This is a genomic window from Ruegeria sp. C6 (assembly GCF_056537625.1).
Window position 1 is genome coordinate 38,304 of the sequence record NZ_JBQFRW010000004.1, and the last position, 20,971, is coordinate 59,274.

A 20,971-nucleotide genomic window follows, 5' to 3' on the forward strand; every position below is an offset into this window, starting at 1 on the left:
AGAGATCGCGATGACCTACAGACTTTCGTTTCTGGCCACGGCACTGCTGCTAACGGCATGTGCAGAGCAATACGCCCCGGTCAGCTTCACGGCAGTGGGCAATCAGATCGTCGCATCCGGAACGATCGACCACACAACGCTCAGCGCGTTTGAAGAAGTGATGGACGAAAACCCCGAGATTAAGACACTGGTGCTGCAAAATATCGAAGGTTCGGTCGATGATGACTCGAATGTGGTCTTCAGTCGCGTAGTGCGTGAGGAAGGGTTCGACACGGTGGTTCCGTCAAACGGGCTGGTGGCCTCGGGCGGCACCGATTTGTTTCTAGCGGGTAACCGACGCGTGCTGGAACCCGGCGCCTGCGTGGGGGTCCACAGCTGGGGCGGCGGCGGCTATGTCGCTGCGGAGCTACCCGAAGATCACCCCGAGCATGACCGGTATTTGAACTATTTCGAAGATATCGGCGTCGATCCCGACTTCTACTGGTTCACGCTGGATGCAGCATCCGAGGAAGAGATGCACTGGATGACGGCGTCCGAGGCGAATCGGTTCGACATGACTACACGGTCCGCCCCTCGCCTTGGCACTGCCGCAATCTGCGACGAACGTTAGCGCGTCAGCAGTCGCGCGCCGATTTCCTTGACGAATTTCGCCGCCACCATGGCGGTCATGCCATAGGGGTCGCGGTGCGGGTTCAACTCGACAATATCCGCGCCAATCAACTGGCCCTTGAACCGGTGGATCAGGTCGATCACCTCACGCGTGCTGAGACCGCCGGGTTCGTGATGTGAAACGCCGGGGGCAAAGGCCGGATCCAGCGCATCGAGGTCCAGTGACAGATAGACCGGGCCATCAAAGCTGATCTCAAGATCGGGGCTCCAGTTGCGCATGTCGATCACCTCGACACCGAACTTGTCGGCCTGTTCCTGTTGGTGCTTGTTCATGGTGCGGATCCCGACCTGCACCAGACGGTTGATCTTGCCTGTCTCCATCACGCGGGCAAACGGGCAGCCATGGCCCAGCGGGCCGATCTGCTGACTGTCATAGAGGTCGGGATGTGAGTCGATATGCAGGATATTCAGCCCATCATACCGGTCCGCATGCGCCTTGATCAGCGGAAAGGCCACCGAGTGATCACCGCCCAATGACAGCAGCCGTGCGCCGGTTTCAATCCGGGCGGCGGCCCCTGCCTCGATCCGGTCGATGGGTTCCTGCCCCATCATCTCGAACACATCCAGATCGCCGGTATCCTTGAAACGGTCGGTTGCGCCCAGATCAGTGCCATCCTCGGCGGTCAGGTTGGCCGCGCCGGAATGCAACGCCTCGCGGATGCGACCCGGGGCAAACGCGGGGCCTTGCAGGAATGAGGAATGCAGGTCCAACGGCACACCCATCAGGGCGACGACTCCGGCGGTCAGATCATGCGACATGAGAGGCCTTTCAACAAAGAATTGACGGGACATTGGTCGCAGATCACGGTCGGGTCAAGCGATCAGCGGCGGATATATGTCTGCCAGATCCAGATCACCAAGAGCGCCCCCAGAACGGCGCCGATAAACCCTGAGAGCCATCCCATCACGGTGATGAGCGTGCGTAGGACCAAACCGCCCACCAAAGCGCCGACAATGCCGATCAGCATGGTGGTTGGAATATCGGCCTCGATCCGCATTAGGCGGGTGGCGAGGAAACTTGCAGCGGCTCCGACGATGATCAGGGCGATGATCAGGGCGATGATCGGCATATCATTTCCTCCAATGCGTGGGCACGATGATCAGCGCACCGATCGAGGACAGCACCGCGTCCAACCCCGGCGGGCCAAAGCTGATGCCGAACATGATGCGCACGAAATAGAACAGGAAAGCACCACCCACGCAGATGATGATCGACTGCAGATAGCCGTTATGGGTAAAGCCAGTCTGTTCAGACAGATAGCCTACGATCCCGGCAATCACGACCGTGCCCATCATGATCATGATCATGTACGCCTACTCCGATGACAGGCGGGTCCCGGCCGGCATGGGCCATCCCCGCAGAAAAGTTTCCCTATCCTGCGCGCCCTTGCCTGCCCGTTGCAAGCGCAGCAACTCAACTGCGCCTTCGCCGCAAGCCACGCGCAGGTGGTCGTCCAGCACCTCGCCCGGAGTGCCCCGTCCTTCGGCCAGCCGCGAAGCCAGTAGTTTGATCCGGTGACCCTCGACCTCGGTCCATGCGCCGGGGAACGGGGAGAGACCGCGGATTTTTCTATCGACTTCGGATGCGGGGGCCGACCAATCGATCCGCGCCTCGGATTTGTCGATCTTGGCGGCGTAGGTTACGCCGACCTCGGGCTGCGGTTCGGGGGTCAGGCTCGGCAGCGTGTTCAGCGCCTCAACGATCAGCGCCGCACCCATGCCCGACAGGCGGTCATGGAGTTCCGCCGTGGTTTCCTCAATCCCGATCTCGGTGGCCTCGCGCAGCAGAACAGGGCCTGTATCTAGCCCGGCCTCCATTTGCATGATACAAATACCGGTTTGCGCATCGCCTGCCATGATCGCGCGGTGTATAGGCGCGGCCCCACGCCAGCGTGGCAGCAGGCTGGCGTGAATGTTCAGACAGCCATGGGTTGGCGCGTCCAGAATAGGTTGTGGCAGGATCAGGCCAAAGGCGACGACCACCGCGATATCGGCGTTCAGCGCGGCAAAGCTGGCCTGTTCTTCGGGCGATTTCAGCGAGGTCGGGTGGCGAACGTCTAAGCCCAGCGCCAAGGCACGCGCGTGCACCGGGGTTGGACGGTCTTTTTTACCGCGACCGGCGGGGCGTGGCGGTTGGCAATAGACGGCGGCGATTTCGTGCCCGGCACGGACCAGTGCATCCAGCACCGGCACCGAGAAATCTGGCGTTCCCATGAAGATGATACGCATCCGTCCCTCCGTAGGATGGGGTTTCACCCCTTCTTCTGTGCTTTGCGCAGCAGCATGTCGCGTTTGACCTTGCTGAGCCGGTCGAAATACATCCGCCCGTTCAGGTGGTCGATCTGATGCTGCACGCTGGTGGCCTCGATGCCGACAAAATCACGGCGGTCGATCTGGCCCTGTTCGTTGAGAAATTTCACGGTCACTGCGCGCGGTCGCTTCACCTTGGCGGACACGCCGGGCAAGTTCGGGCTGGCCTCGTCATGTTCACGCAGCTCCACCGAGCTGTGCAGAATCTCGGGGTTGGCCAGTCGCACAGCTTTGCCTCGCTGGGTCGAGCCATCCACGACAGCCAGCCGCAGCATCACTCCGATCTGCGGCGCAGCGAGGCCAACACCCGGCATCGCCTCCATCGTATCGATCATATCGTCCCAGATGGTGCGGATGTCGTCGGTGATTTCCGTGACATCCTCGGCCTTGGTGCGCAGGCGCTTGTCGGGCCACGGCAGGCAGGTCCGCACCGTCATGTGCGGGCCTTTTCGCGCTTGAGCTTCTGCATCTTACGCGTGATCATCTGACGCTTGAGCGGTTTGAGATAGTCGATGAACAGCTTACCGTTCAGATGGTCGATCTCATGCTGCACACAAGTCGCCCAGAGATCATCAAAGGTTTCCTGCTGCAGATTACCGTCACGGTCCAGCCAGGTGACATCAACCGTCTTCGGGCGCGTGACTTCGGCATATTGCTCAGGGATCGACAGGCAGCCTTCTTCGTAGACGTTGGTCTCATCCGAGGAGGCGATGACCTCGGGGTTGAACATCACCAGTGGGCGTGGGGCCTCACCTTCTTCTTTGACGCAGTCCACCACGATCAGCCGGTCGAGCACACCGATCTGCGGCGCAGCAAGGCCAATGCCGGGCGCGTCATACATCGTCTCCAGCATGTCATCGGCCAGTTTGCGCAGATCGTCGGTGATGTCGGCCACCGGCGCGCAGACCTTTTTCAGGCGGGGATCGGGATGGATCAGGATATTGCGTTTCATGGGGCTGATTTAGGCCATCGCGCCCGCCTCCGCAACGGCCCCCTTGCACCTTATGGATTTGTGGTTAGCTTTCGCCTCGACAGATGGAGATGACATGACTTTCAACGACCTGATCGACCGCCGGGGCACCAACTCTTCAAAATGGGACAAGATGGAGCAGCTTTACGGTGTCGCCCCCGAGGATGGGCTGGCCATGTGGACGGCTGATTCCGACTATGCCACGGCCCCTTGCGTGATCGAGGCGGTGCGGGAAGCGGCCGATCATGGCGCGTTTGGATATTCATGGATGCACCCGGATTATCTGAATGCAATCCAGTGGTGGATGAAGACACGCCACAACTGGGAGATCGACACCGATTGGATTCTGACCTCGCAAGGGTTGGGCAATGCGATTGCCCTGTGTCTGGATGTTTGGAGTGAACCGGGAGATGGCGTCGTGATCTTCACGCCCGTCTACCATGAGTTTGCCCATAAGGTGAACAAATCCGGCCGCCGCGTGGTGGAATGCCCGCTGGTACGCGATGGCGACAGCTATGGGCTTGATCTGGACGATGCGCAGTCGCGGTTGGACGGATCAGAAAAGCTGCTGCTGTGGTGCTCGCCGCAGAACCCGTCAGGTCGGGTCTGGACGCCGGAAGAACTGCGCGCTGTGGCGGCGTTTGCGGAGCGCAACGGGCTGATCCTTTTGTCGGACGAGATTCACCATGATCTGGTTTATCCGGGCAATACCTTCGTACCGATGGATACGGCCGCCCCCGACGCGCGCCCGTGGACGGTGACACTGACCGCGGCGTCGAAAACATTCAACATCGCCGGTCAGCGTACCGGCAACATGATCATTCCCGATGCCAAGCTGCGGGCCGAGATGCGGCACCGGATCACCACGCTGGACTATGACCCCAGTGCGTTGGGTGTGGCGATGATCACTGCCGCCTATTCGCCGGAAGGTGCAAAATGGGTCGATGAACAAATTGCCCACCTGGACGCGAACCGGAAGCTGTTTGATGCTGCCATCGCCGAGATACCGGGCCTGTGGTCGATGCCTCTGCAGGCGACCTATCTGGCATGGGTCGATTTTTCGGGCACGGGTATGAGCCACGATGAGTTTGTCCGCCGCCTACGCGAAGATGCGCGGATCGCGACATCCTCAGGCCCCGGTTTTGGCACCGGTGGAGAAACCTTCGAGCGCTTCAATCTGGCCACCCAACGCGAGCGGGTTGAAGAGGCCTGTGAGCGATTGAAGGCAGCCTTTGGCGATTTACAATGAACCCCGTTCAAAAATAAACGGAGGCACGTCATGCCCAACCACCTTTTTACGCTTCCGGACATCCCGAGCATCCCGGTGCAGGGGCAACAGGCGACCTATCCGATCGGGCGGATTTTTTGCGTCGGCCGCAACTATGCCGCCCACGCTGCCGAGATGGGGCATGAGGTGGATCGTCAGGCGCCGTTTTACTTCACCAAATCCGCGCCCAACGCGGTTTTGACCAGAGCGCATGTGCCGTATCCGGCAGGGACCGAGGATTATCATCATGAAATGGAACTGGCCGTTGCCATCGGCAAGCCGGTTTTTCAGGCCACAGCCACTGAGGCCCGCAACGCGATTTTTGGCTATGGCTGTGCGCTGGACATGACGCGCCGCGACCTGCAGATCCGCGAGCGCAACAAACAGCGCCCCTGGGATCTGGGCAAGGATGTGGAAAACGGCGCGGTCTTCGCTCCGCTGACCCGCGCCGATGACTGGAGCCCATCTGATGACAAGCGCATCTATCTGAGCGTCAATGAGCGGGTCGTACAAGACGCCACATTGTCAGAGCTGGTCTGGAAGATCGATGAACTGATCTCCCATCTATCGGGTTTCTACCATTTGCGCCCCGGCGATCTGATCCTGACCGGCACACCCGCCGGGGTCGGGCCTGTGGTCGCCGGAGACCGAATTGAAGGCGGCATCGATGGTTTGGCTCCTGTGCACCTGACCCTGACGGCCTCCGACTAAACCGTCCGGCCTGATACCGAGAATCTCGTGGCACCATTGCCGCCCCAGCGCCGGTGGCGCGTCGGTGCCAAAGGTCAAACGGTGCGCGCGTCAGTCGCGGTTTTCGAGCAATGCGATCGGTGCATCCGGGGCGCGGTAGAAATCCAGCGGGGCCTTGTCGGCTGCCACGGTGCTGCGCTTGAACTCATAGCGCATCTCACCCACCGCTTCTTCATCTGCGATGATCAGGCACTGATACATGTGGTTGGCACCGTCATAGATATCGACGAGCCCACGCAGGCGCGGCGTGGTTTCTGCCTCGACGGTGAAACCATCCTTCCACAATGTCAAAATTTTGAAGCTATTGTCGCCAACCTCCACCCGCAAACGGCTGGATTTCTTGAGGGTAGCGATTCGGGCCGCATCCAATTCGGCGCGAATTTCCTTGGAAACATAGGTACTCATAATAAACTTCCCCCCTTAACACTCATTAGTCTGACGCGATTCCTGTAAAAATCCAGTGAACGGCGTCACATAAGTTTTGGCATTGCGGTTCTGGTGCCCAGACACCGCATCCCACCTGTGCGCGCATGCAGGCCTGATGCGCGCCCGGTGAAATAGGATCGTGGCGCAAGACGGCCTATCTTTGACCCAATCGCAATGCGAAAGGAATAACGATGGGCCTGCTTGTCGACGGCGAATGGCATGACACCTGGTATGACACCAAATCCACAGGCGGGGCGTTCAAACGCTCGGCCGCACAGTTTCGCAACTGGATCACCGCCGATGGCGCGCCCGGCCCCTCGGGGCGCGGCGGGTTCGAGGCGGAATCGGGGCGCTATCACCTTTATGTCTCGCACGCCTGCCCTTGGGCGCACCGCACACTAATCTTTCGTGAGTTGAAAGGGTTGAGCGACCACATCTCGGTCTCGGTCGTGCATCCGGATATGCTGGATAAAGGTTGGACCTTTGAGACCGACGACCATGGCGCGACCGGCGACAAACTGTTCGGATCAGAATTTGCCCATCAAATCTACACCCGTGCCGACCCTCACTATTCGGGCCGCGTTACGGTTCCGATCCTGTGGGACAAAGTTGAGAAAACGATCGTGTCGAACGAAAGCTCGGAAATCATCCGCATGTTCAACTCGGCTTTCAACGGGATCACCGGCAACACAGACGACTACTGGCCCGAGGCAATGCGGGACGAGATCGAAGAGGTCAACGCGCGCATCTATTCCGATGTCAATAACGGGGTCTACAAATCCGGCTTTGCCACCTCGCAAGAAGCTTATGACGCCGCGGTTGGCCCTCTGTTCGACACGCTGGACTGGCTTGAGGATCGTCTGGCCCGGAACCGCTATCTTATGGGTGACCGCGTGACTGAGGCCGACTGGCGCCTGTTCACCACATTGATCCGGTTCGACCCGGTTTATCATTTACATTTCAAGTGCAACAAGCGTCGGTTGGTGGACTACCCGAACCTCTGGGCCTTTACGCGGGAGCTATATCAATGGCCCGGCGTGGCGCAGACAGTGAACATGAACCACATCGTGCGCCACTATCACTTCAGCCATGACAGCATCAATCCGCACCGAATTATTCCAGTGAATCCAACGTTGGACTATTCAGAACCTCATGGACGAGATCAGCGCCCGGCGGCGTAGTGTTCGACCATGGCCGCCAGATCCTCGGGCGGGGTCGAGCTTTGGACATAGGCGCAGGCATTGGCGCTATGGGCAAAGATTGATCCGTCCGAGAAGAATGTGGTGTTGGTGACGAAGATCACTCGCGCCTCGGGCCTGCGATAGCTTGCGAAATCGGCAACCGCCAAGGCGCTGCCGGTTTCCAGAACCAGATCCAGCACGATGATATCGAATGCGGTACCATACAGTGCCAGGATCGCGGCCTCTTGCGTTTCGACCAGCGTGACTTCGGCCTCCTGCCTTTGCAGATGCCGCTGCCAGACCCGACCTAGATCGGGGTTACTCTCAACAATCAGTACTTTCATTTGCAACAACCTCGGCACGTGATATGGGTGAGTGGTGCCGACCCCTGTTGTCCGTGATCACGCGATTTCCTTAACAAAGTGTTAACAAGGCCCGCACAGCGCCGTGATCGGGCGGATTCGCTTGTAAGAACGGCAAAAATCCGCTTGAAGCATGAGAAATAGGCAATTCCGGCTGGGGCAGATGGTTGGACAGGATGACAGATTGAACCCTCGGGCTGCACGCGATCATGGCGGTGGGCTGGATGGCGCGATGACTCGGTTTGGGGGCACGCGCGCAGACTGGATCGATCTGTCCACGGGGATCAATCCGCATGCTTATGAGGTCTCGGGCCTGCAGCCTCCGGACTGGATGGAACTGCCGGATCATGGCGCGTTCGAACGCCTCTCGGACGCGGCGCGGGTGTTTTGGAACGTGCCTGATGGGGCCGAGATTCTGCCATCGCCTGGTGCCTCTGCGGTGATTGCCCGCGTGCCCGCGCTGACCAAAGCCGGCCGCGTGCAGATCACGATGCCCACTTATAACGAACATGCCGCTGCATTCACCGCTCAGGATTGGACGGTGCACGAGAGCGGCCCGGCTCAGGCACGTGTCATCGTAAACCCCAACAATCCTGATGGGCGCATCTGGCAGGACGCGGATGTCGACGCGCCGCTGACGGTGATCGATGAAAGCTTCTGCGACGTAACGCCCGAAGCCTCGCTGATTCATCTGGCCCAGCGGCCCGGCATCGTGGTGCTGAAGAGCTTTGGCAAATTTTGGGGGTTGGCCGGGTTGCGACTGGGTTTTGCAATTGGCCATCCCGATCTGATTGCACGATTGAACGACCTGACCGGACCATGGGCCGTATCCGGCCCGGCACTGCGGATCGGCGCGCAAGCGTTGCACGATGTAAAATGGGCTGATGAAACGCGCATGCGTCTGGCAAATGAAGCAACACGGTTGGATCAGCTTGTAACGGCCAAGGATGCGCGGCTGATTGGCGGCACCAGCCTGTTCCGCCTCTACGACGTTGATGACGCGACCGCCTGGCAAGACCGATTGGCGCGGGCGCATATCTGGAGCCGAATTTTCCCCTATTCCTGGACCTACCTGCGCCTTGGATTACCGCCAGCAGATGGTTGGGCCCGGTTGGAAGCAGCGCTGTGAGCACCGCGTTCCTATTGGTCTGCGCTATGTGTCTGGACGCAGCATTGGGTGAGCCGGATTGGCTGTGGTCGCGGATTCGCCACCCTGCCGTACTGATGGGCAACGCGATTGGCTGGCTGGACAACCGGCTGAACCATGGGGCGTATCGCCGCCTCAAAGGGGTTGCGACGGTGCTCATCCTGGTTGCGGTGGCACTCATCCTTGGCCGGTTGCTGGAGCTGCTTGGTCCGATCGTCGAGATCGTGGTCTGCGCCATCCTTCTGGCCCAGAAATCCCTGATCACCCATGTTCGCGCAGTTGGCGAAGGCCTGTTGACCTCGCTTGCCGAAGGGCGCGCGCAGGTCGCCATGATTGTCTCGCGCGATACGCGAGATATGACCGAGGCGCAGGTGGCGCGCTCGGCCATCGAAAGCGCCGCCGAAAACCTGAGCGACGGGGTGATTGCCCCAGCCTTCTGGTTTCTGGTCGCAGGTCTGCCGGGGCTGCTGGTTTACAAGGTCGTCAACACCGCCGACAGTATGATCGGTTATCGCAACGACAAATACCGCGCCTTCGGCTGGGCAGCGGCGCGGCTGGATGATGTGCTGAACCTTGTCCCAGCACGCCTGACCTTCGTAATGATCGTCGCGCTGTCCAGCCAATGGTCGCGCTGGGGAGAGATGGTTGAGGATGCACGCCGCCATATCTCACCCAACGCAGGCTGGCCCGAGGCCGCGATGGCACGTGCGCTTGATATCGCACTGGCCGGACCGCGCAGCTATGATGGCCAGATGCGGGATCTTGCTTGGGTGAACGGGAATGCGCGGCAGAATATCGACGCGGCGGAGGTTTTTCGCGCATCAGACATGCTCTGGCAGGTATGGGGGCTTGCGCTTGGGCTCGTGTCGGTGTGGGTTGGGTTCAACTTCATATTCTGACGGATCAGCCTTATGCGTTTCCTTTCCGGCCTTATTGCCGCCGCCCTCTTCGCCTCGCCTGCACTCGCCCAATGCGGCGGTGGGTTCAATACCTTCGTCAAAGGGCTGAAAGCCGAAGCCATTCAGCAGGGTTTCGACAAATCCACCGTCAACAGCTTTTTCAGGGGCGTGCAGCAGGACGGAGCCGTTCTGAAAGCCGACCGCGCGCAGGGCGTATTCCAGAAACCATTCATCGACTTCTCGCGGCGCCTGATTTCACAGAACCGGATCGACCGGGGCAAGGCCATGTCGGGCAAATACGACGCGGTGTTTGACCGGATTGAGCAGGAATACGGCATTTCGCGCGGTGTGCTGCTGGCATTTTGGGCGTTCGAGACCGACTACGGGTCCTTTCAGGGCGATTTCAACACTCGCAACGCGCTGGTGACGCTGGCCCACGACTGCCGCCGCCCCGAGTTGTTCCGCCCGCAGATTTTCGCCGCGATCGAGCTGTACAGCCAGGGCAATTTTGACCCGGCCCGCACCACCGGAGCCTGGGCCGGTGAAATCGGCATGGTCCAGATGCTGCCCCGCGACATTCTGGAAAACGGCGTGGATGGGGACGGAGACGGCAAGGTTTCGCTAAAAACCTCGGCGCCGGATGCACTGATGTCCGGGGCCAAGATGCTGTCGCATCTGGGTTGGCAACCGGGTCAGCCATGGTTGCAAGAGGTCACCGTGCCCGCGCAGATGGACTGGTCTCTCTCTGGCCCCGGCAAGCCCCGCCCGGTGTCCGAATGGCAGGCGATGGGCGTGCAGGCGCGCAGTGGGTCGTTGGCAAATCTGCCTGCCTCACTGATCCTGCCACAAGGGCACAAGGGCCCCGCCTTTCTGGCTTACCCGAATTTCGACGTATATTTCGAATGGAACCAGAGCTTCGTTTACGTCCTGACCGCCGCTTATTTCGGCACACGGCTGGAAGGCGCGCAGATTTACGATGCAGGTAATCCAGCGCCGGGGCTGACGGGCGCGCAAATGAAACAGTTGCAGAGCAAACTGCAGGCGCGCGGGCACGACGTAGGCAAGATCGACGGCATCCTTGGGGCCGGAACGCGTGCGGCTGTGCAGGCTGAACAACTGCGTCTGGGTTTGCCAGCGGATGCGTGGCCAACGACACAGCTGCTGAAGCAGCTATAAGGGTCAGCGCCTAGGCAACCTTTGCAGGTTCACGTTTCACTGACGGATCAAACGCATGGATAGATACCAGCGAGCCTTCTGTGACGATGGCGGTATTGGGCTGTATTTCAACCCAGCCGTCACTGTCTGCATCAAGCGGCTCGGAAGATATCACTATCCCGTCTTCAGAGGCCCGGTAATGCAAACTGGGTGCATAACGATCAGACGCATAGCGCGCCGCAAATACACGGCTGCCATCTGACCAGCACGCAGCGAACCGCATATAAGGCGACGATCCGCATTGTCGGGACAGCGCTTCCACCCGCCCCACGGCCCGTGCCATTGCGTCGATCGGATTTGAATCCAGACCTTCGCCATGAGCAATCAAAAAGATCGCTTCACTTTCTGTCGCACCCATTCGGTGCCCGTATAAATGTGCCGGGATCATAGCATCGAGCTGCTGCCGGATTTGGTCATGCCCTCCAGCCTGGCCATTGTGCATGAAGCTCCATTTGCCAAATCCAAATGGGTGACAGTTGTTGCGCGAGGTCGCAGTGCCTGTCGACGCTCTTACATGGGCCAAAAACAGTCGTGATCGTGTGTGATGAGCCAGTTGTTTGAGATTTGCATCGGACCATGCGGGATGAGTGTCCTTGTAGAAACAAGGCGTTTCGCGATCAGAATACCAGGCCAGTCCAAACCCATCGGCATTGATTGGTGTCTTCCCGATCAACGCGTTGCGGCTTTGGATGACAAGCGATTGCTCTTGCTCCTGGATCAATTCATCCAGATATCGCTGCTCCCCAACCCAAGCCAAAAAGCGGCACATTTGGCATCCCCATCAGTTTTTCGATCCAGGGCATTCTACAACTTGATTTGACGATGATTATCCCGTTTTCTTCCGTTTTTACTCAAAGCCTCTATCAAATTTACCAATTGATCGGGAAAAACAGATCAATTACTCGCTCTGACCGGGTAGCGATCGCCTTTCTCGTCGATCAGGATCAACCGCTCACCACTGCGGACATATAGGTCGCATCGGCTGAACCCATTGCGATACGCTATGCAAACACTGCCGTCCCCGGCGATGGAATAGGTGCCAAAGGCGGATTCTCCGCTGGCATAGGTATAAGAATAGGCCCCTCCAGCCGAGTATTTGGACTGGCCGTCGTCGTAGAAAGTGAGAGTGCGGCCGGCCAAAGCCTCCAATTCTTCTGGCGTCAAGGGGACGTCACCGGGTTTCGTGGGCCATTCGGCAGCCCAGAGGGGGTTGGCCGCGAGCAATGCGAGGGTGAAATATCGGATCATGATGCTAGCCTACCCTCATACACGGGTGATGGCTCATAACGTTGCAGTGATCGATCAAGCGACCATCTGCTCGGCCTTTTTCAGATCGACCGAAACCAGTTGGCTGACACCCTGTTCCTGCATCGTCACACCGAACAGCCGATCCATCCGCGCCATGGTCACCGCGTGGTGGGTGATGATCAGGAAACGCGTATCGGTCTGGCGGCACATCTCGTCCAGCAAGTCGCAGAAGCGGGTGACGTTGGCATCGTCCAGCGGGGCGTCGACCTCGTCCAGCACACAGATCGGGGCGGGGTTGGCAAGGAACACGCCAAAGATCAACGCCGTCGCGGTCAGGGTCTGTTCGCCGCCCGAAAGCAGGCTGAGAGTCGAGAGCTTTTTGCCCGGCGGCTGGCACATGATCTCAAGGCCCGCATCCAGCGGATCGTCGCTTTCGACCATGACCAGATTGGCCTCACCGCCACCAAACAGGTGCTTGAACAGCATGGCGAAGTTGGAATTCACCTGCTCGAACGCGGTCAGCAGGCGTTCGCGACCCTCGCGGTTGAGGCTGGCGATGCCGCTGCGCAGGGCCTTGATCGCCTCTTCCAGATCGGCCTTTTCGCCGTTCAGCGTGTCGAATTCTTCCTGAACTTCTTTGCTGTCCTCTTCAGCCCGTAGGTTCACTGCGCCCATGGCGTCGCGCTGACGCTTGTGGCGGTTCACTTCGGCTTCAAGTGCGTCGGCGGCGGGCATCTGGTCAGGGTTCACGTCCAGTTGGTTCAGCAGCTGGTTCGGCGTCAGTTGCTGATCCTCGGCAATGCGTTCTGCTGCGGCGACTACGCTTTCCTTGGCGGCGTCGCAACGCGCCTCAGCCGCCGCGCGGCTTTCGCGCGCCTCCGAGGCCAGACGTTCGGCTTCGCGCTCGGCAAGAACCACCTCGCGCTGCTGGGTCTCGGCCTCGGCCAACTTGTCGGCGGCTTCGGCGCGCCGAGCCTCAGCGGTTTCGATCAGCTCGTTCAGTTCTTCCCGTGCCTCGGCGATTTCGCTGGGGGCCGCCATCGCCTCGGTCAGTTCTTCTTCCGAGCTTTCCTTGCGTTCGGCCAGTTCCGATATCCGCTTTTCCGCCGTTTCCAGACGATGCCGCCAACCGCTGAGGTCCTTAGTCACCTCCTGCGTGCGCCGGGTGCGCGCCTCGCCCTCGCGGCGCAATTCATCATGCGTCGAGCGGTGGGTCAGCATGGTGATCCGCGCCGCCTCGACAGTCTGCTTGATGTCCTCGACCTGCGCGCGGGCGCTGTCGAGATCGCCCAGGCCAGTCAACGCGCCTTCAGCCTCACGCAGTTGTGCGCGGGCGGACATGGCGTCTTCCTTATGACGGTCGACCGCGAGTGTCAGTGTTTCCAGCTTGCCCTGCGCCAGATTTCGATCCGCCTCAGCCCGGCTGAGCATCCGCGCGGTTTCCGCCATGCGCTGATCCGCGGCACGGCGGGCCTCGCGGGCGCGGCGGTCAGCCTCGGTTACATTGGCCAGTTGCTGTGACAGCGCTTCATGCGCGGCGCGGGCACCTTCGGCCTGCGCCTCGGTGCGGGTCAGTTCCTGTTTCAGCGCCTCAAGCTTGTTGAGCTGTTCCAAACGCAGGGCGGCAGCGCTTGGTGCATCCTCGGCCCAGGCGCGGAATCCGTCCCAGCGCCACAAATCTCCCGAGCGTGAGACCAAGCGTTGACCCGGTTTCAACGACGCCTGCAGGCGCGCGCCCTGATCCGCATCGACCAGACCGATCTGCGCAATACGGCGACTTAGGCGGTCGGGGCCGGACACATGCAACGCCAGCGGCTCGGCCCCGTCGGGCAAGGGCTGGTCGCTGTCATAGCCCGCTACCTGCACCCAACCTGAAGGTCCGTCGCCCTCGACCAACGGTGCACGCAGGTCATCCGCCAGCGCAGCCCCCAACGCCTTTTCAAAGCCCGTTGCCACCCGCAGCATGTCGAGCACTTGCCCACCCTCAGCCGTGTCGCGTTCGACCAGCTTGGCCAGCGCGGTGGTCTCGGCCCTTATCGCGCCCAGTTCACCCTCAGCCTCGGAGCGTTTGGCGCGGGCCTCGGCCTCACGCGCCTGCGTGTCGTTGCGCAGCTCGTCGGCGGCGGCCAGTGCTTCTTCCGCTGCCTCAGCAGCTTCGCGGGCTTCTTCCTCACCCTCTTGCGCGGTCTCGAACGCCTCGCTGGCGCGGGAAAGGGCATTGCGCGCCTCGTCCACGGCGGCGCGGGCCTTTTCTTCCTCGCCCTCGGAACGAGCCAGTGTCTTGCGGCTGTCTTCAACCAGTCGTTGCGCCGATTGGTGGCGAGCCACCAGACGGGCCATGTCTTCGGTTTCCTGCGACAGGTGATCTTCGCGATCCTGCAACACCGACGCGGCCTCGCGCGCAACTTCAGCAGCTTCAGCGACCTTTTCGTCATAGCCATCGGCGGCTTTTGCAAGCTCGCGGGCCTCCCATTCCAGCCGTTCGATCATCTCACCCGCGTCCCGGTTCAGACCGGATTCGCGTTCGATGTCGTTGCCCAATTGCTGGATACGGTTGGTCAGAGTCTCGATCGTCTGGCGTGCGCGGGTTTCCTGATCCGACAGCTGATCGCGCTGCACCTGCTGGCGCTGCAGGACGGCTGCGGCGATGGCCTCTTCCTCACGCAGGGGCGGCAGGGTTTCCTCGATCTCAGCGCGTTTGGCGGCGGATTCACGGGCGGATGCCTCGGCGCGAGAGGCTTCGGTGATCCGGTCGCGTAGCTTTTCCTCGGCCGCCTGACGGGCCATGTCGGCCTCTTTCCAACGGCGATAGAGCAGCATCCCTTCGGCCTGACGCAACAGCTCGCCGATCTCACGATAACGCGCTGCCTGACGGGCCTGACGGGCGAGTTGCGCCAACTGCCCGCCCAACTGTTCCAAAACGTCATCCACACGGGTCAGGTTGGCCTCGGTGCCTTTCAGTTTCAGTTCAGCCTCGTGGCGTCGCTGGTAAAGCCCGGAGATGCCGGCGGCCTCTTCCAGAATGCGACGTCGTGCGCGAGGTTTGGCGTTGATCAGCTCGGCAATGCGGTTTTGCCCCACCAGCGCAGGCGAATGCGCACCGGTCGATGCGTCCGCGAACAGCATTTGAACGTCGCGGGCGCGCACGTCCTTGCCGTTGGTCTTGTAGGCACTGCCCACATCGCGGGTGATGCGGCGGACAATTTCCAACTGGTCGCTGTCGTTGAAGCCGGATGGCGCCAAACGTTCCGAGTTGTCCATCGTCAGGACCACCTCGGCAAAGTTGCGCGCAGGCCGAGTGGCAGCGCCCGCAAAGATCACATCCTCCATCGCGCCACCGCGCATGGATTTGGGACGGTTTTCACCCATCACCCAGCGCAACGCTTCCAGCAGATTGGACTTGCCGCAGCCATTCGGACCAACCACTCCGGTCAGCCCGTCCGCGATGATCAGATCGGTCGGGTCCACGAAGCTTTTGAAGCCTGTCAGTTTGAGTTTGCTAAAGCGCAATGGCTGCTCTTGGTATGATTCCTATGGGTAAGAAGTCTGCGCAACGGATGGGGGAGGTGTCAACGTGATTGCGCAGGATATGGGAGATTGGACCAAGTTATCCACAACATCTTGGCAAAACTACGCGGAGTCTCGCGTATCTCAGTAAGGCGAGCATTCAAAGACCTGATATCCGTAGTCTTCGTAATATCCGTAATCAACGCATTCATAGGGACGGCGAAGGAGTGCGCCGAAAATCAGTTTTTTCCCCAGTTCCTGGTCGCAGCCCAGCACGCCCACAGTGACGGCCGCATCGCCAAGAACGTCCAGAAGCGGACAGCCCGAGACCTGCGCCATGGCCAGCGCGGCCCGGTCACGGATCGGACCCAGACGCGGCGCGTATTGCGGGTTCACGCGGACGGCCTCGGCCAGTTCATTGCGGACGCGGACGTCGAAGATACTGCCATTCACCGCGACGCGCGTTGCGGGCAAGTCGCGAAAATAGGGTGTACCACCCGAGCAGGCGGCGAGGCACAGGAAAGCGAGCACGCGGATCATGCTGCTTTATTAGCGACAATATGGTTAATGAAACCTTTCCCCGGTTCAGGCGCGCAACACTTCTCCTAACCGGCGTATACCCTCGCGGATCGTGTCCTCATCCGAGTTGGAAAAACTCAGTCGAATGGTATTCGACCCGGTGTCGTCGGGATAGAAAGCCTGACCGGGTACAAAGGCCAACTTGACCGTTTCCAGCGCCCTCGCCAGCAGGTCGGCGCCGTTCATTTCCTTGGGCAGAGTGACCCAAATGAACATGCCACCCTCGGGTCGGGTCCAGTCGACGCCATTGGGCATGTGCTGGTTGAGCGCCTCAAGCATCGCATCGCGGCGCGCGGCATAGGTCTGGCGTAGCATGGGGACATGAGTGTCGAAGCGATCCCGTGCCACCTGATACACCGCCATCTGGTTGATCGTAGAAGAATGCAGATCAGCCGCCTGTTTCAGCAGCACCAGTTGCGAGATCACCGGTTTTGCTGCAACCACCCAACCCAGCCGCAACCCCGGTGAAAGAGTTTTCGAGAAGCTGCCGCAATAGATCGTCCGGCAGTTCTCGATCGATCCCTTGCGCGCCTGTTCTAACGCGAGGATCGGTGGGATCGGATCGCCGTCATAGCGCAGCGCCTGATAGGCTCCGTCCTCGATCACTGCGCAATCCAATTCATCTGCCAGATCGAGCAGCGCCTCCCTGCCCCGCAGATCGACCGTCTCACCAGTCGGATTTGCAAAATCGGCGGAGAGATAAGCGAATTTGATCGGGCTGTTGCCGGCGGCGGCCTGGTATTCGGCAGCCCCACGATTGCCATTGATGCTAAGCTGGTCAAAGCGCGGCTCATAAGCGTCAAACGCATTGAGCGCGCCCAGATATGTGGGCCACCCAACCAACGCAGTATCACCCGGTGACAAGAACAACTTACCCAAGTAATCCAGCGCTTGCTGCGAGCCCGAGGTGATCAGGATGTTGTCGATGCCGCACGTAACGCCGATCCCACGCATATGGTCGGCCAGCCATTCACGCAGCGGGGCATAGCCCTCGCTGACCGAATATTGCAGCGCCTGCGCCTGTTGATCTGGGCCAAGCGCATTTTGAAACGCTTCGGCGAAAGCCTCTGCTGGAAACAAAGCGGGGTCGGGAATACCGCCTGCGAAGGAAATGATACCGGGCTCGCCCAGCAGTTTCAGCAATTCGCGGATTTCGGAAGCCTTCATCCGAGCGGTTCGGGTGGCGTAGAGCTGATCCATCGTAGGGGGCCTCCTCCGCCCTTGGGTCGCAGATTAGGCAATGCGCCTCTTATGTCAATAATTCTGACCTAATGTTTCAACCTCTGTGAGCGACTTGAACGCCCCTTACAAACGTGGTCAAGTGATTTGACCAATTCCAAGTGGTAGCCAGATGCCTTTTCAAAAAGTTCAAACCGAAAAACTGTCACTGGCTGTTGTGCGCCAGATCGAACTGCTGATCCTGCGCGGCATTCTGCGCCCCGGAGAACGCCTGCCCTCGGAACGGGAGCTGGCCGAGCGGATGGGCGTGTCGCGCCCGTCGCTGCGCGAGGCAATCTCGGACCTCCAGGAGCAGGGATTGCTAACTGCCAAGGCCGGATCGGGCATCTATGTGGCCGAGGTTCTGGGCTCGGCCTTCGCGCCAGCTTTGATCCGGTTGTTCGGCAATCACGACGAGGCAGTGTTCGACTATCTCTCATTCCGGCGTGACATGGAGGGTCTAGCGGCTGAGCGTGCCGCCCGCATGGGCTCGGGCAGCGATCTGAAGGTGGTGCAGACCATACTGGACAAGATGGAAGACGCCCACGCCCGCAATGCAGCCGAAGAAGAGGCGCATCTGGACGCCCAGTTCCATATGGCGATCATCGAGGCCAGTCATAACGTGGTGATGCTGCATATGATGCGGTCGATGTTCGATCTGCTGCGGCAGGGCGTATTCTACAACCGACAGATCATGTTCCAGCAACGCACCACCCGCGACGCAATTCTGGACCAGCACCGCGCCATCAACACAGCCCTGCAGGACCGCGACCCGAAAGGGGCACGGAAGGCGGTCGAGGATCATCTGAACTTTGTCAAAAGCTGCATGGCCGATCAGCAGAAGGCCCTGCGCAATGAAGAGATCGCGCAACAGCGTTTGAAGCACGAGACTGGAGAGGTCTGATCCTTCAAACTGGAAGCCACGAAAAGAAAAAACCCGAGAGCCTGAAGCCCTCGGGTTTTTCAAATCATATGATCCAGGCGATCAGTGTAGCTTTTCACCCACATCCGCGATGGATGCATCGATCAGCTTGTTCGCCTGCGTTGCGGTCATCTGTTTGGCCAGCACGGCGTTGGCTGCCGAAACCGCTACGGTGATGGCCTGATCGCGGACTTCCTTGACAGCAGATGCCTCAGCCGATGCGATCTGATCCTGCGCTGCCGCGAGACGGCGCGCGATGGATTTTTCCAGATCCACCTTAGCTTGTTCAGCCGCCAGAACCGCGTCTTCCTTGGCCGCGGCAACGATAGCATCGGCCTGACCCTGAACTTCGCGCTGCTTGCGCTCGTACGAGGCCAACAGACTGCGTGCTTCTTCATGCAGGGCGCGGGCTTCGTCCAGCTCGGCTTGAATACCTTCGGCGCGATTGTCCAGCGCACCACCAATCATACCGGGGACCTTGAAGTAGAACAGGACCGCGATAAAGACGATGAAGCCCAGAGTGACGACAAAGTCAGTGTTGGCAAGCGAGAAGAACGGGCCGCTTGCGGCCAGCGCGGGGCTGGCGGCACCAACGGTCAGGATAAGGGCAAGAGTGTTCCGCATGTCACTTATCCTTTCGTCTGCGCATCTACTGCACTGTTGATGGCTTTGGCATCCGCCTCGCCGCCCAGTGCTGTGACCAGTTCAGCCGCCGTATCCTTGGCAACCACTTGAATGCTTTCCAGCGCACCGGCACGGATTTCGGCAATTGCCTTTTCCGATTCAGCCGCCTTTGCAGCGATTTCCGCATCCGCCTTGGCAATCGCGTCATCCAGACCAGACTGGATTTCGGCGCGGGCTTCCGCTGCGATACGCTGAGCCTCAGAACGGGCATCGGCCAGCGCTTTGTTATAGGCCTCTTCGGCCTCGACCGCTTTGGCCTTCAGATCTTCGGCCGCAGCCAGGTCATTTGTAATGGTCCCCTGGCGTTCAGCCAGGATTGCCGCGATGCGGGGCAGAGCCACGCGGGACAGGACCAGAAAGATGACGACCAGCGTGATGACCAGCCAGAAAATCTGGTTGGGGAACCAATCGAAGCAGAGCTGCGGCATCCCGACGGCGTAGCCGCTGGAATCAACGCATGTGCCTACTACTTCTTCAGCAATGGGTTCAGTCGCCATGATGTCCTCCGTCGGAACGTTGTCTTTACAACAGATGGGCCGCTATGGCTTGGGCCCATCTGCGCGTAAGGATCAGGTTCCGCAGATTATACGGCGAACATCAGCAGCAGCGAGACCAGGAATGCGAAGATGCCCAGCGCTTCTGCGAACGCGATACCGATGAACAGGGTTGCGGTCTGCGAAGCAGCCGCCGAAGGGTTGCGCAGGGCGCCGGCCAGGAAGTTGCCTGCAACGTTGCCCACCCCGATTGCGGCTGCGCCGGAACCGATTGCTGCCAGGCCTGCGCCGATGTGTGCGAGATCGCCTTCCATGAGAATTCTCCTTACGATTTGGAAGTTTCGATGTTGGGGGTTCGGACCTTAGTGCGACGGATGCAGCGCATCTTTCAGATACACACAGGTCAGAATGGTGAAGACGTAGGCCTGAATGAAGGACACGAGGACCTCAAGGCCATACATTGCGGTGATCGCCAGAACCGACACGGGCGAGATCACGGCAATCGCGGCAAAGCCTGCGAACACCTTGATAACCGCGTGGCCTGCCATGACGTTACCGGCAAGACGAATGGAGTGGCTGACCGGGCGTACGAAGTACGAGATCAGCTCGATAATCGCCAGAACAGGGCGCAGCGCCAGCGGCGCGCTGGAGACCCAGAACAAGCCCAGGAACGCAGCGCCGTTCTTGACGAAACCCAAAACAGTCACGGTCAGGAACACGGCCAGCGCCAGCGGGATGGTCACGGCGAAATGCGATGTGGTGGTGAAGGACATGGGCAACATGCCCAGGAAGTTCGCGCAGACGATGAACATGAACAGGGTCATGACATAGGGGAAGTACTTTACGCCTTCCTTGCCGCAGATGTCTTCCAGCATCTTGTAGATGAAACCATAGGCCAGCTCGGCCACCGACTGCATCCGCGTCGGAACAATGGCGCGCTTGGACGTGCTGAGAACCAGCAGGGCAAAGATCGCCGCAATCGCCAGGAACAACCACAGGGTCACGTTGGTGGGCGTGTACCAGGCAATCGCACCGTCGCCGAACAACGGCTTGACGATAAACTGGTCCATTGGATGGAAAGCCAGGCTGCTGCCTTTTTCTGCGGTGGTCTCGGTTGCCACGT

The 20,971-nt window shown here is 59.9% G+C and carries 25 protein-coding genes; 8 read left to right on the top strand and 17 right to left on the bottom strand.

The genetic code is table 11. The features are described from left to right. Positions 1–10: 10 nt before the first annotated feature. Positions 11–610: a COG3904 family protein gene (locus ACR0MJ_RS14025; protein WP_170392626.1), complete on the top strand. Its 600-nt coding sequence runs from the start codon at positions 11–13 to the stop codon at positions 608–610. Here ACR0MJ_RS14025 and speB read toward each other — a convergent pair. The 6 genes from speB to def (ACR0MJ_RS14055) all read right to left on the bottom strand — a co-directional run bounded on the left by speB (position 607) and on the right by def (ACR0MJ_RS14055) (position 3,931). Further along, positions 607–1,428 (bottom strand): agmatinase, encoded by an 822-nt coding sequence (speB, locus tag ACR0MJ_RS14030; protein ID WP_480761383.1) that lies wholly within the window; start codon positions 1,426–1,428, stop codon positions 607–609. The two genes, ACR0MJ_RS14025 and speB, sit on opposite strands and share 4 nt — an antisense overlap. 62 nt (positions 1,429–1,490) lie before the next feature. After that, positions 1,491–1,739, bottom strand: a complete 249-nt coding sequence (locus tag ACR0MJ_RS14035; protein WP_480761386.1) for a GlsB/YeaQ/YmgE family stress response membrane protein — start codon at positions 1,737–1,739, stop codon at positions 1,491–1,493. 1 nt (position 1,740) lies between these two features. Continuing rightward, the gene (locus ACR0MJ_RS14040; protein WP_170392629.1) at positions 1,741–1,977 is read right to left on the bottom strand and encodes a hypothetical protein; all 237 of its coding nucleotides are present in this window, start codon (positions 1,975–1,977) and stop codon (positions 1,741–1,743) included. 6 nt (positions 1,978–1,983) lie between these two features. Then, complete coding sequence (fmt, locus tag ACR0MJ_RS14045) at positions 1,984–2,898, bottom strand: methionyl-tRNA formyltransferase (RefSeq protein WP_480761388.1); 915 nt, start codon at positions 2,896–2,898, stop codon at positions 1,984–1,986. Positions 2,899–2,921: 23 nt separating this feature from the next. Then, positions 2,922–3,416, bottom strand: coding sequence for a peptide deformylase (gene def / locus ACR0MJ_RS14050; RefSeq protein WP_480592533.1), 495 nt, complete (start codon positions 3,414–3,416; stop codon positions 2,922–2,924). Beyond that, the gene (def, locus tag ACR0MJ_RS14055; protein WP_170392632.1) at positions 3,413–3,931 is read right to left on the bottom strand and encodes a peptide deformylase; all 519 of its coding nucleotides are present in this window, start codon (positions 3,929–3,931) and stop codon (positions 3,413–3,415) included. The genes def (ACR0MJ_RS14050) and def (ACR0MJ_RS14055) overlap by 4 nt, the downstream gene beginning before the upstream one ends. Before the next feature lie 94 nt (positions 3,932–4,025). Here def (ACR0MJ_RS14055) and ACR0MJ_RS14060 point away from each other — a divergent pair, with 94 nt between their 5' ends. Both ACR0MJ_RS14060 and ACR0MJ_RS14065 read left to right on the top strand, forming a co-directional pair. Then, a complete protein-coding gene (locus ACR0MJ_RS14060) occupies positions 4,026–5,198 on the top strand; it encodes a MalY/PatB family protein (protein WP_480761390.1) in 1,173 nt (390 codons plus the stop codon). A gap of 30 nt (positions 5,199–5,228) precedes the next feature. Next, entirely contained in the window at positions 5,229–5,927 is a 699-nt protein-coding gene (locus ACR0MJ_RS14065; RefSeq protein WP_480761392.1) for a fumarylacetoacetate hydrolase family protein, read from the top strand. Between the two features lie 90 nt (positions 5,928–6,017). Here the strand turns inward: ACR0MJ_RS14065 and ACR0MJ_RS14070 are convergent, their stop codons facing one another. Further along, entirely contained in the window at positions 6,018–6,371 is a 354-nt protein-coding gene (locus ACR0MJ_RS14070; RefSeq protein ID WP_170513411.1) for a hypothetical protein, read from the bottom strand. Between the two features lie 212 nt (positions 6,372–6,583). On the opposite strand from ACR0MJ_RS14070, the gene ACR0MJ_RS14075 reads away from it, so the two are divergent. After that, the gene (locus ACR0MJ_RS14075; protein WP_170597432.1) at positions 6,584–7,573 is read left to right on the top strand and encodes a glutathione S-transferase family protein; all 990 of its coding nucleotides are present in this window, start codon (positions 6,584–6,586) and stop codon (positions 7,571–7,573) included. On the opposite strand, the gene ACR0MJ_RS14080 is transcribed toward ACR0MJ_RS14075, so the two are convergent. Next, complete coding sequence (locus ACR0MJ_RS14080) at positions 7,555–7,917, bottom strand: response regulator transcription factor (protein ID WP_008756687.1); 363 nt, start codon at positions 7,915–7,917, stop codon at positions 7,555–7,557. The two genes, ACR0MJ_RS14075 and ACR0MJ_RS14080, sit on opposite strands and share 19 nt — an antisense overlap. 181 nt (positions 7,918–8,098) lie before the next feature. On the opposite strand from ACR0MJ_RS14080, the gene ACR0MJ_RS14085 reads away from it, so the two are divergent. From ACR0MJ_RS14085 to ACR0MJ_RS14095, 3 genes are read left to right on the top strand one after another with little or no spacing between them, the layout of a single operon-like run. Then, complete coding sequence (locus tag ACR0MJ_RS14085; protein ID WP_480761395.1) at positions 8,099–9,064, top strand: threonine-phosphate decarboxylase; 966 nt, start codon at positions 8,099–8,101, stop codon at positions 9,062–9,064. Then, positions 9,061–9,981 (top strand): adenosylcobinamide-phosphate synthase CbiB, encoded by a 921-nt coding sequence (gene cbiB, locus ACR0MJ_RS14090; RefSeq protein WP_480537032.1) that lies wholly within the window; start codon positions 9,061–9,063, stop codon positions 9,979–9,981. The genes ACR0MJ_RS14085 and cbiB overlap by 4 nt, the downstream gene beginning before the upstream one ends. A gap of 12 nt (positions 9,982–9,993) precedes the next feature. Next, complete coding sequence (locus tag ACR0MJ_RS14095; RefSeq protein ID WP_480761397.1) at positions 9,994–11,157, top strand: lytic murein transglycosylase; 1,164 nt, start codon at positions 9,994–9,996, stop codon at positions 11,155–11,157. Positions 11,158–11,167: 10 nt separating this feature from the next. Here ACR0MJ_RS14095 and ACR0MJ_RS14100 read toward each other — a convergent pair whose 3' ends face one another. From ACR0MJ_RS14100 to ACR0MJ_RS14120, 5 genes are all read right to left on the bottom strand, one after another. Further along, entirely contained in the window at positions 11,168–11,965 is a 798-nt protein-coding gene (locus tag ACR0MJ_RS14100) for a class II glutamine amidotransferase (protein WP_170425170.1), read from the bottom strand. Positions 11,966–12,090: 125 nt separating this feature from the next. After that, a complete protein-coding gene (locus tag ACR0MJ_RS14105) occupies positions 12,091–12,444 on the bottom strand; it encodes a hypothetical protein (protein WP_170392640.1) in 354 nt (117 codons plus the stop codon). 54 nt (positions 12,445–12,498) lie between these two features. Beyond that, positions 12,499–15,954 (bottom strand): AAA family ATPase, encoded by a 3,456-nt coding sequence (locus ACR0MJ_RS14110; RefSeq protein ID WP_170609763.1) that lies wholly within the window; start codon positions 15,952–15,954, stop codon positions 12,499–12,501. A 141-nt stretch (positions 15,955–16,095) separates the two neighbouring features. Further along, positions 16,096–16,491 (bottom strand): hypothetical protein, encoded by a 396-nt coding sequence (locus ACR0MJ_RS14115; protein ID WP_170625093.1) that lies wholly within the window; start codon positions 16,489–16,491, stop codon positions 16,096–16,098. A gap of 45 nt (positions 16,492–16,536) precedes the next feature. After that, entirely contained in the window at positions 16,537–17,730 is a 1,194-nt protein-coding gene (locus ACR0MJ_RS14120; RefSeq protein WP_170625092.1) for an aminotransferase-like domain-containing protein, read from the bottom strand. A gap of 151 nt (positions 17,731–17,881) precedes the next feature. Here ACR0MJ_RS14120 and ACR0MJ_RS14125 point away from each other — a divergent pair, with 151 nt between their 5' ends. Next, positions 17,882–18,652, top strand: coding sequence for a FadR/GntR family transcriptional regulator (locus ACR0MJ_RS14125; RefSeq protein WP_170392644.1), 771 nt, complete (start codon positions 17,882–17,884; stop codon positions 18,650–18,652). An 81-nt stretch (positions 18,653–18,733) separates the two neighbouring features. Here ACR0MJ_RS14125 and ACR0MJ_RS14130 read toward each other — a convergent pair whose 3' ends face one another. The 4 genes from ACR0MJ_RS14130 to ACR0MJ_RS14145 all read right to left on the bottom strand — a co-directional run bounded on the left by ACR0MJ_RS14130 (position 18,734) and on the right by ACR0MJ_RS14145 (position 20,969). Beyond that, positions 18,734–19,294 (bottom strand): F0F1 ATP synthase subunit B, encoded by a 561-nt coding sequence (locus ACR0MJ_RS14130; RefSeq protein ID WP_170818875.1) that lies wholly within the window; start codon positions 19,292–19,294, stop codon positions 18,734–18,736. Between the two features lie 5 nt (positions 19,295–19,299). Beyond that, complete coding sequence (locus ACR0MJ_RS14135; RefSeq protein WP_170392646.1) at positions 19,300–19,851, bottom strand: F0F1 ATP synthase subunit B'; 552 nt, start codon at positions 19,849–19,851, stop codon at positions 19,300–19,302. 86 nt (positions 19,852–19,937) lie between these two features. After that, on the bottom strand, positions 19,938–20,162 hold the full coding sequence (locus ACR0MJ_RS14140) for a F0F1 ATP synthase subunit C (RefSeq protein WP_005981269.1): 225 nt from the start codon (positions 20,160–20,162) through the stop codon (positions 19,938–19,940). A gap of 48 nt (positions 20,163–20,210) precedes the next feature. After that, positions 20,211–20,969 (bottom strand): F0F1 ATP synthase subunit A, encoded by a 759-nt coding sequence (locus ACR0MJ_RS14145; protein ID WP_170392647.1) that lies wholly within the window; start codon positions 20,967–20,969, stop codon positions 20,211–20,213. Positions 20,970–20,971: the final 2 nt, after the last annotated feature.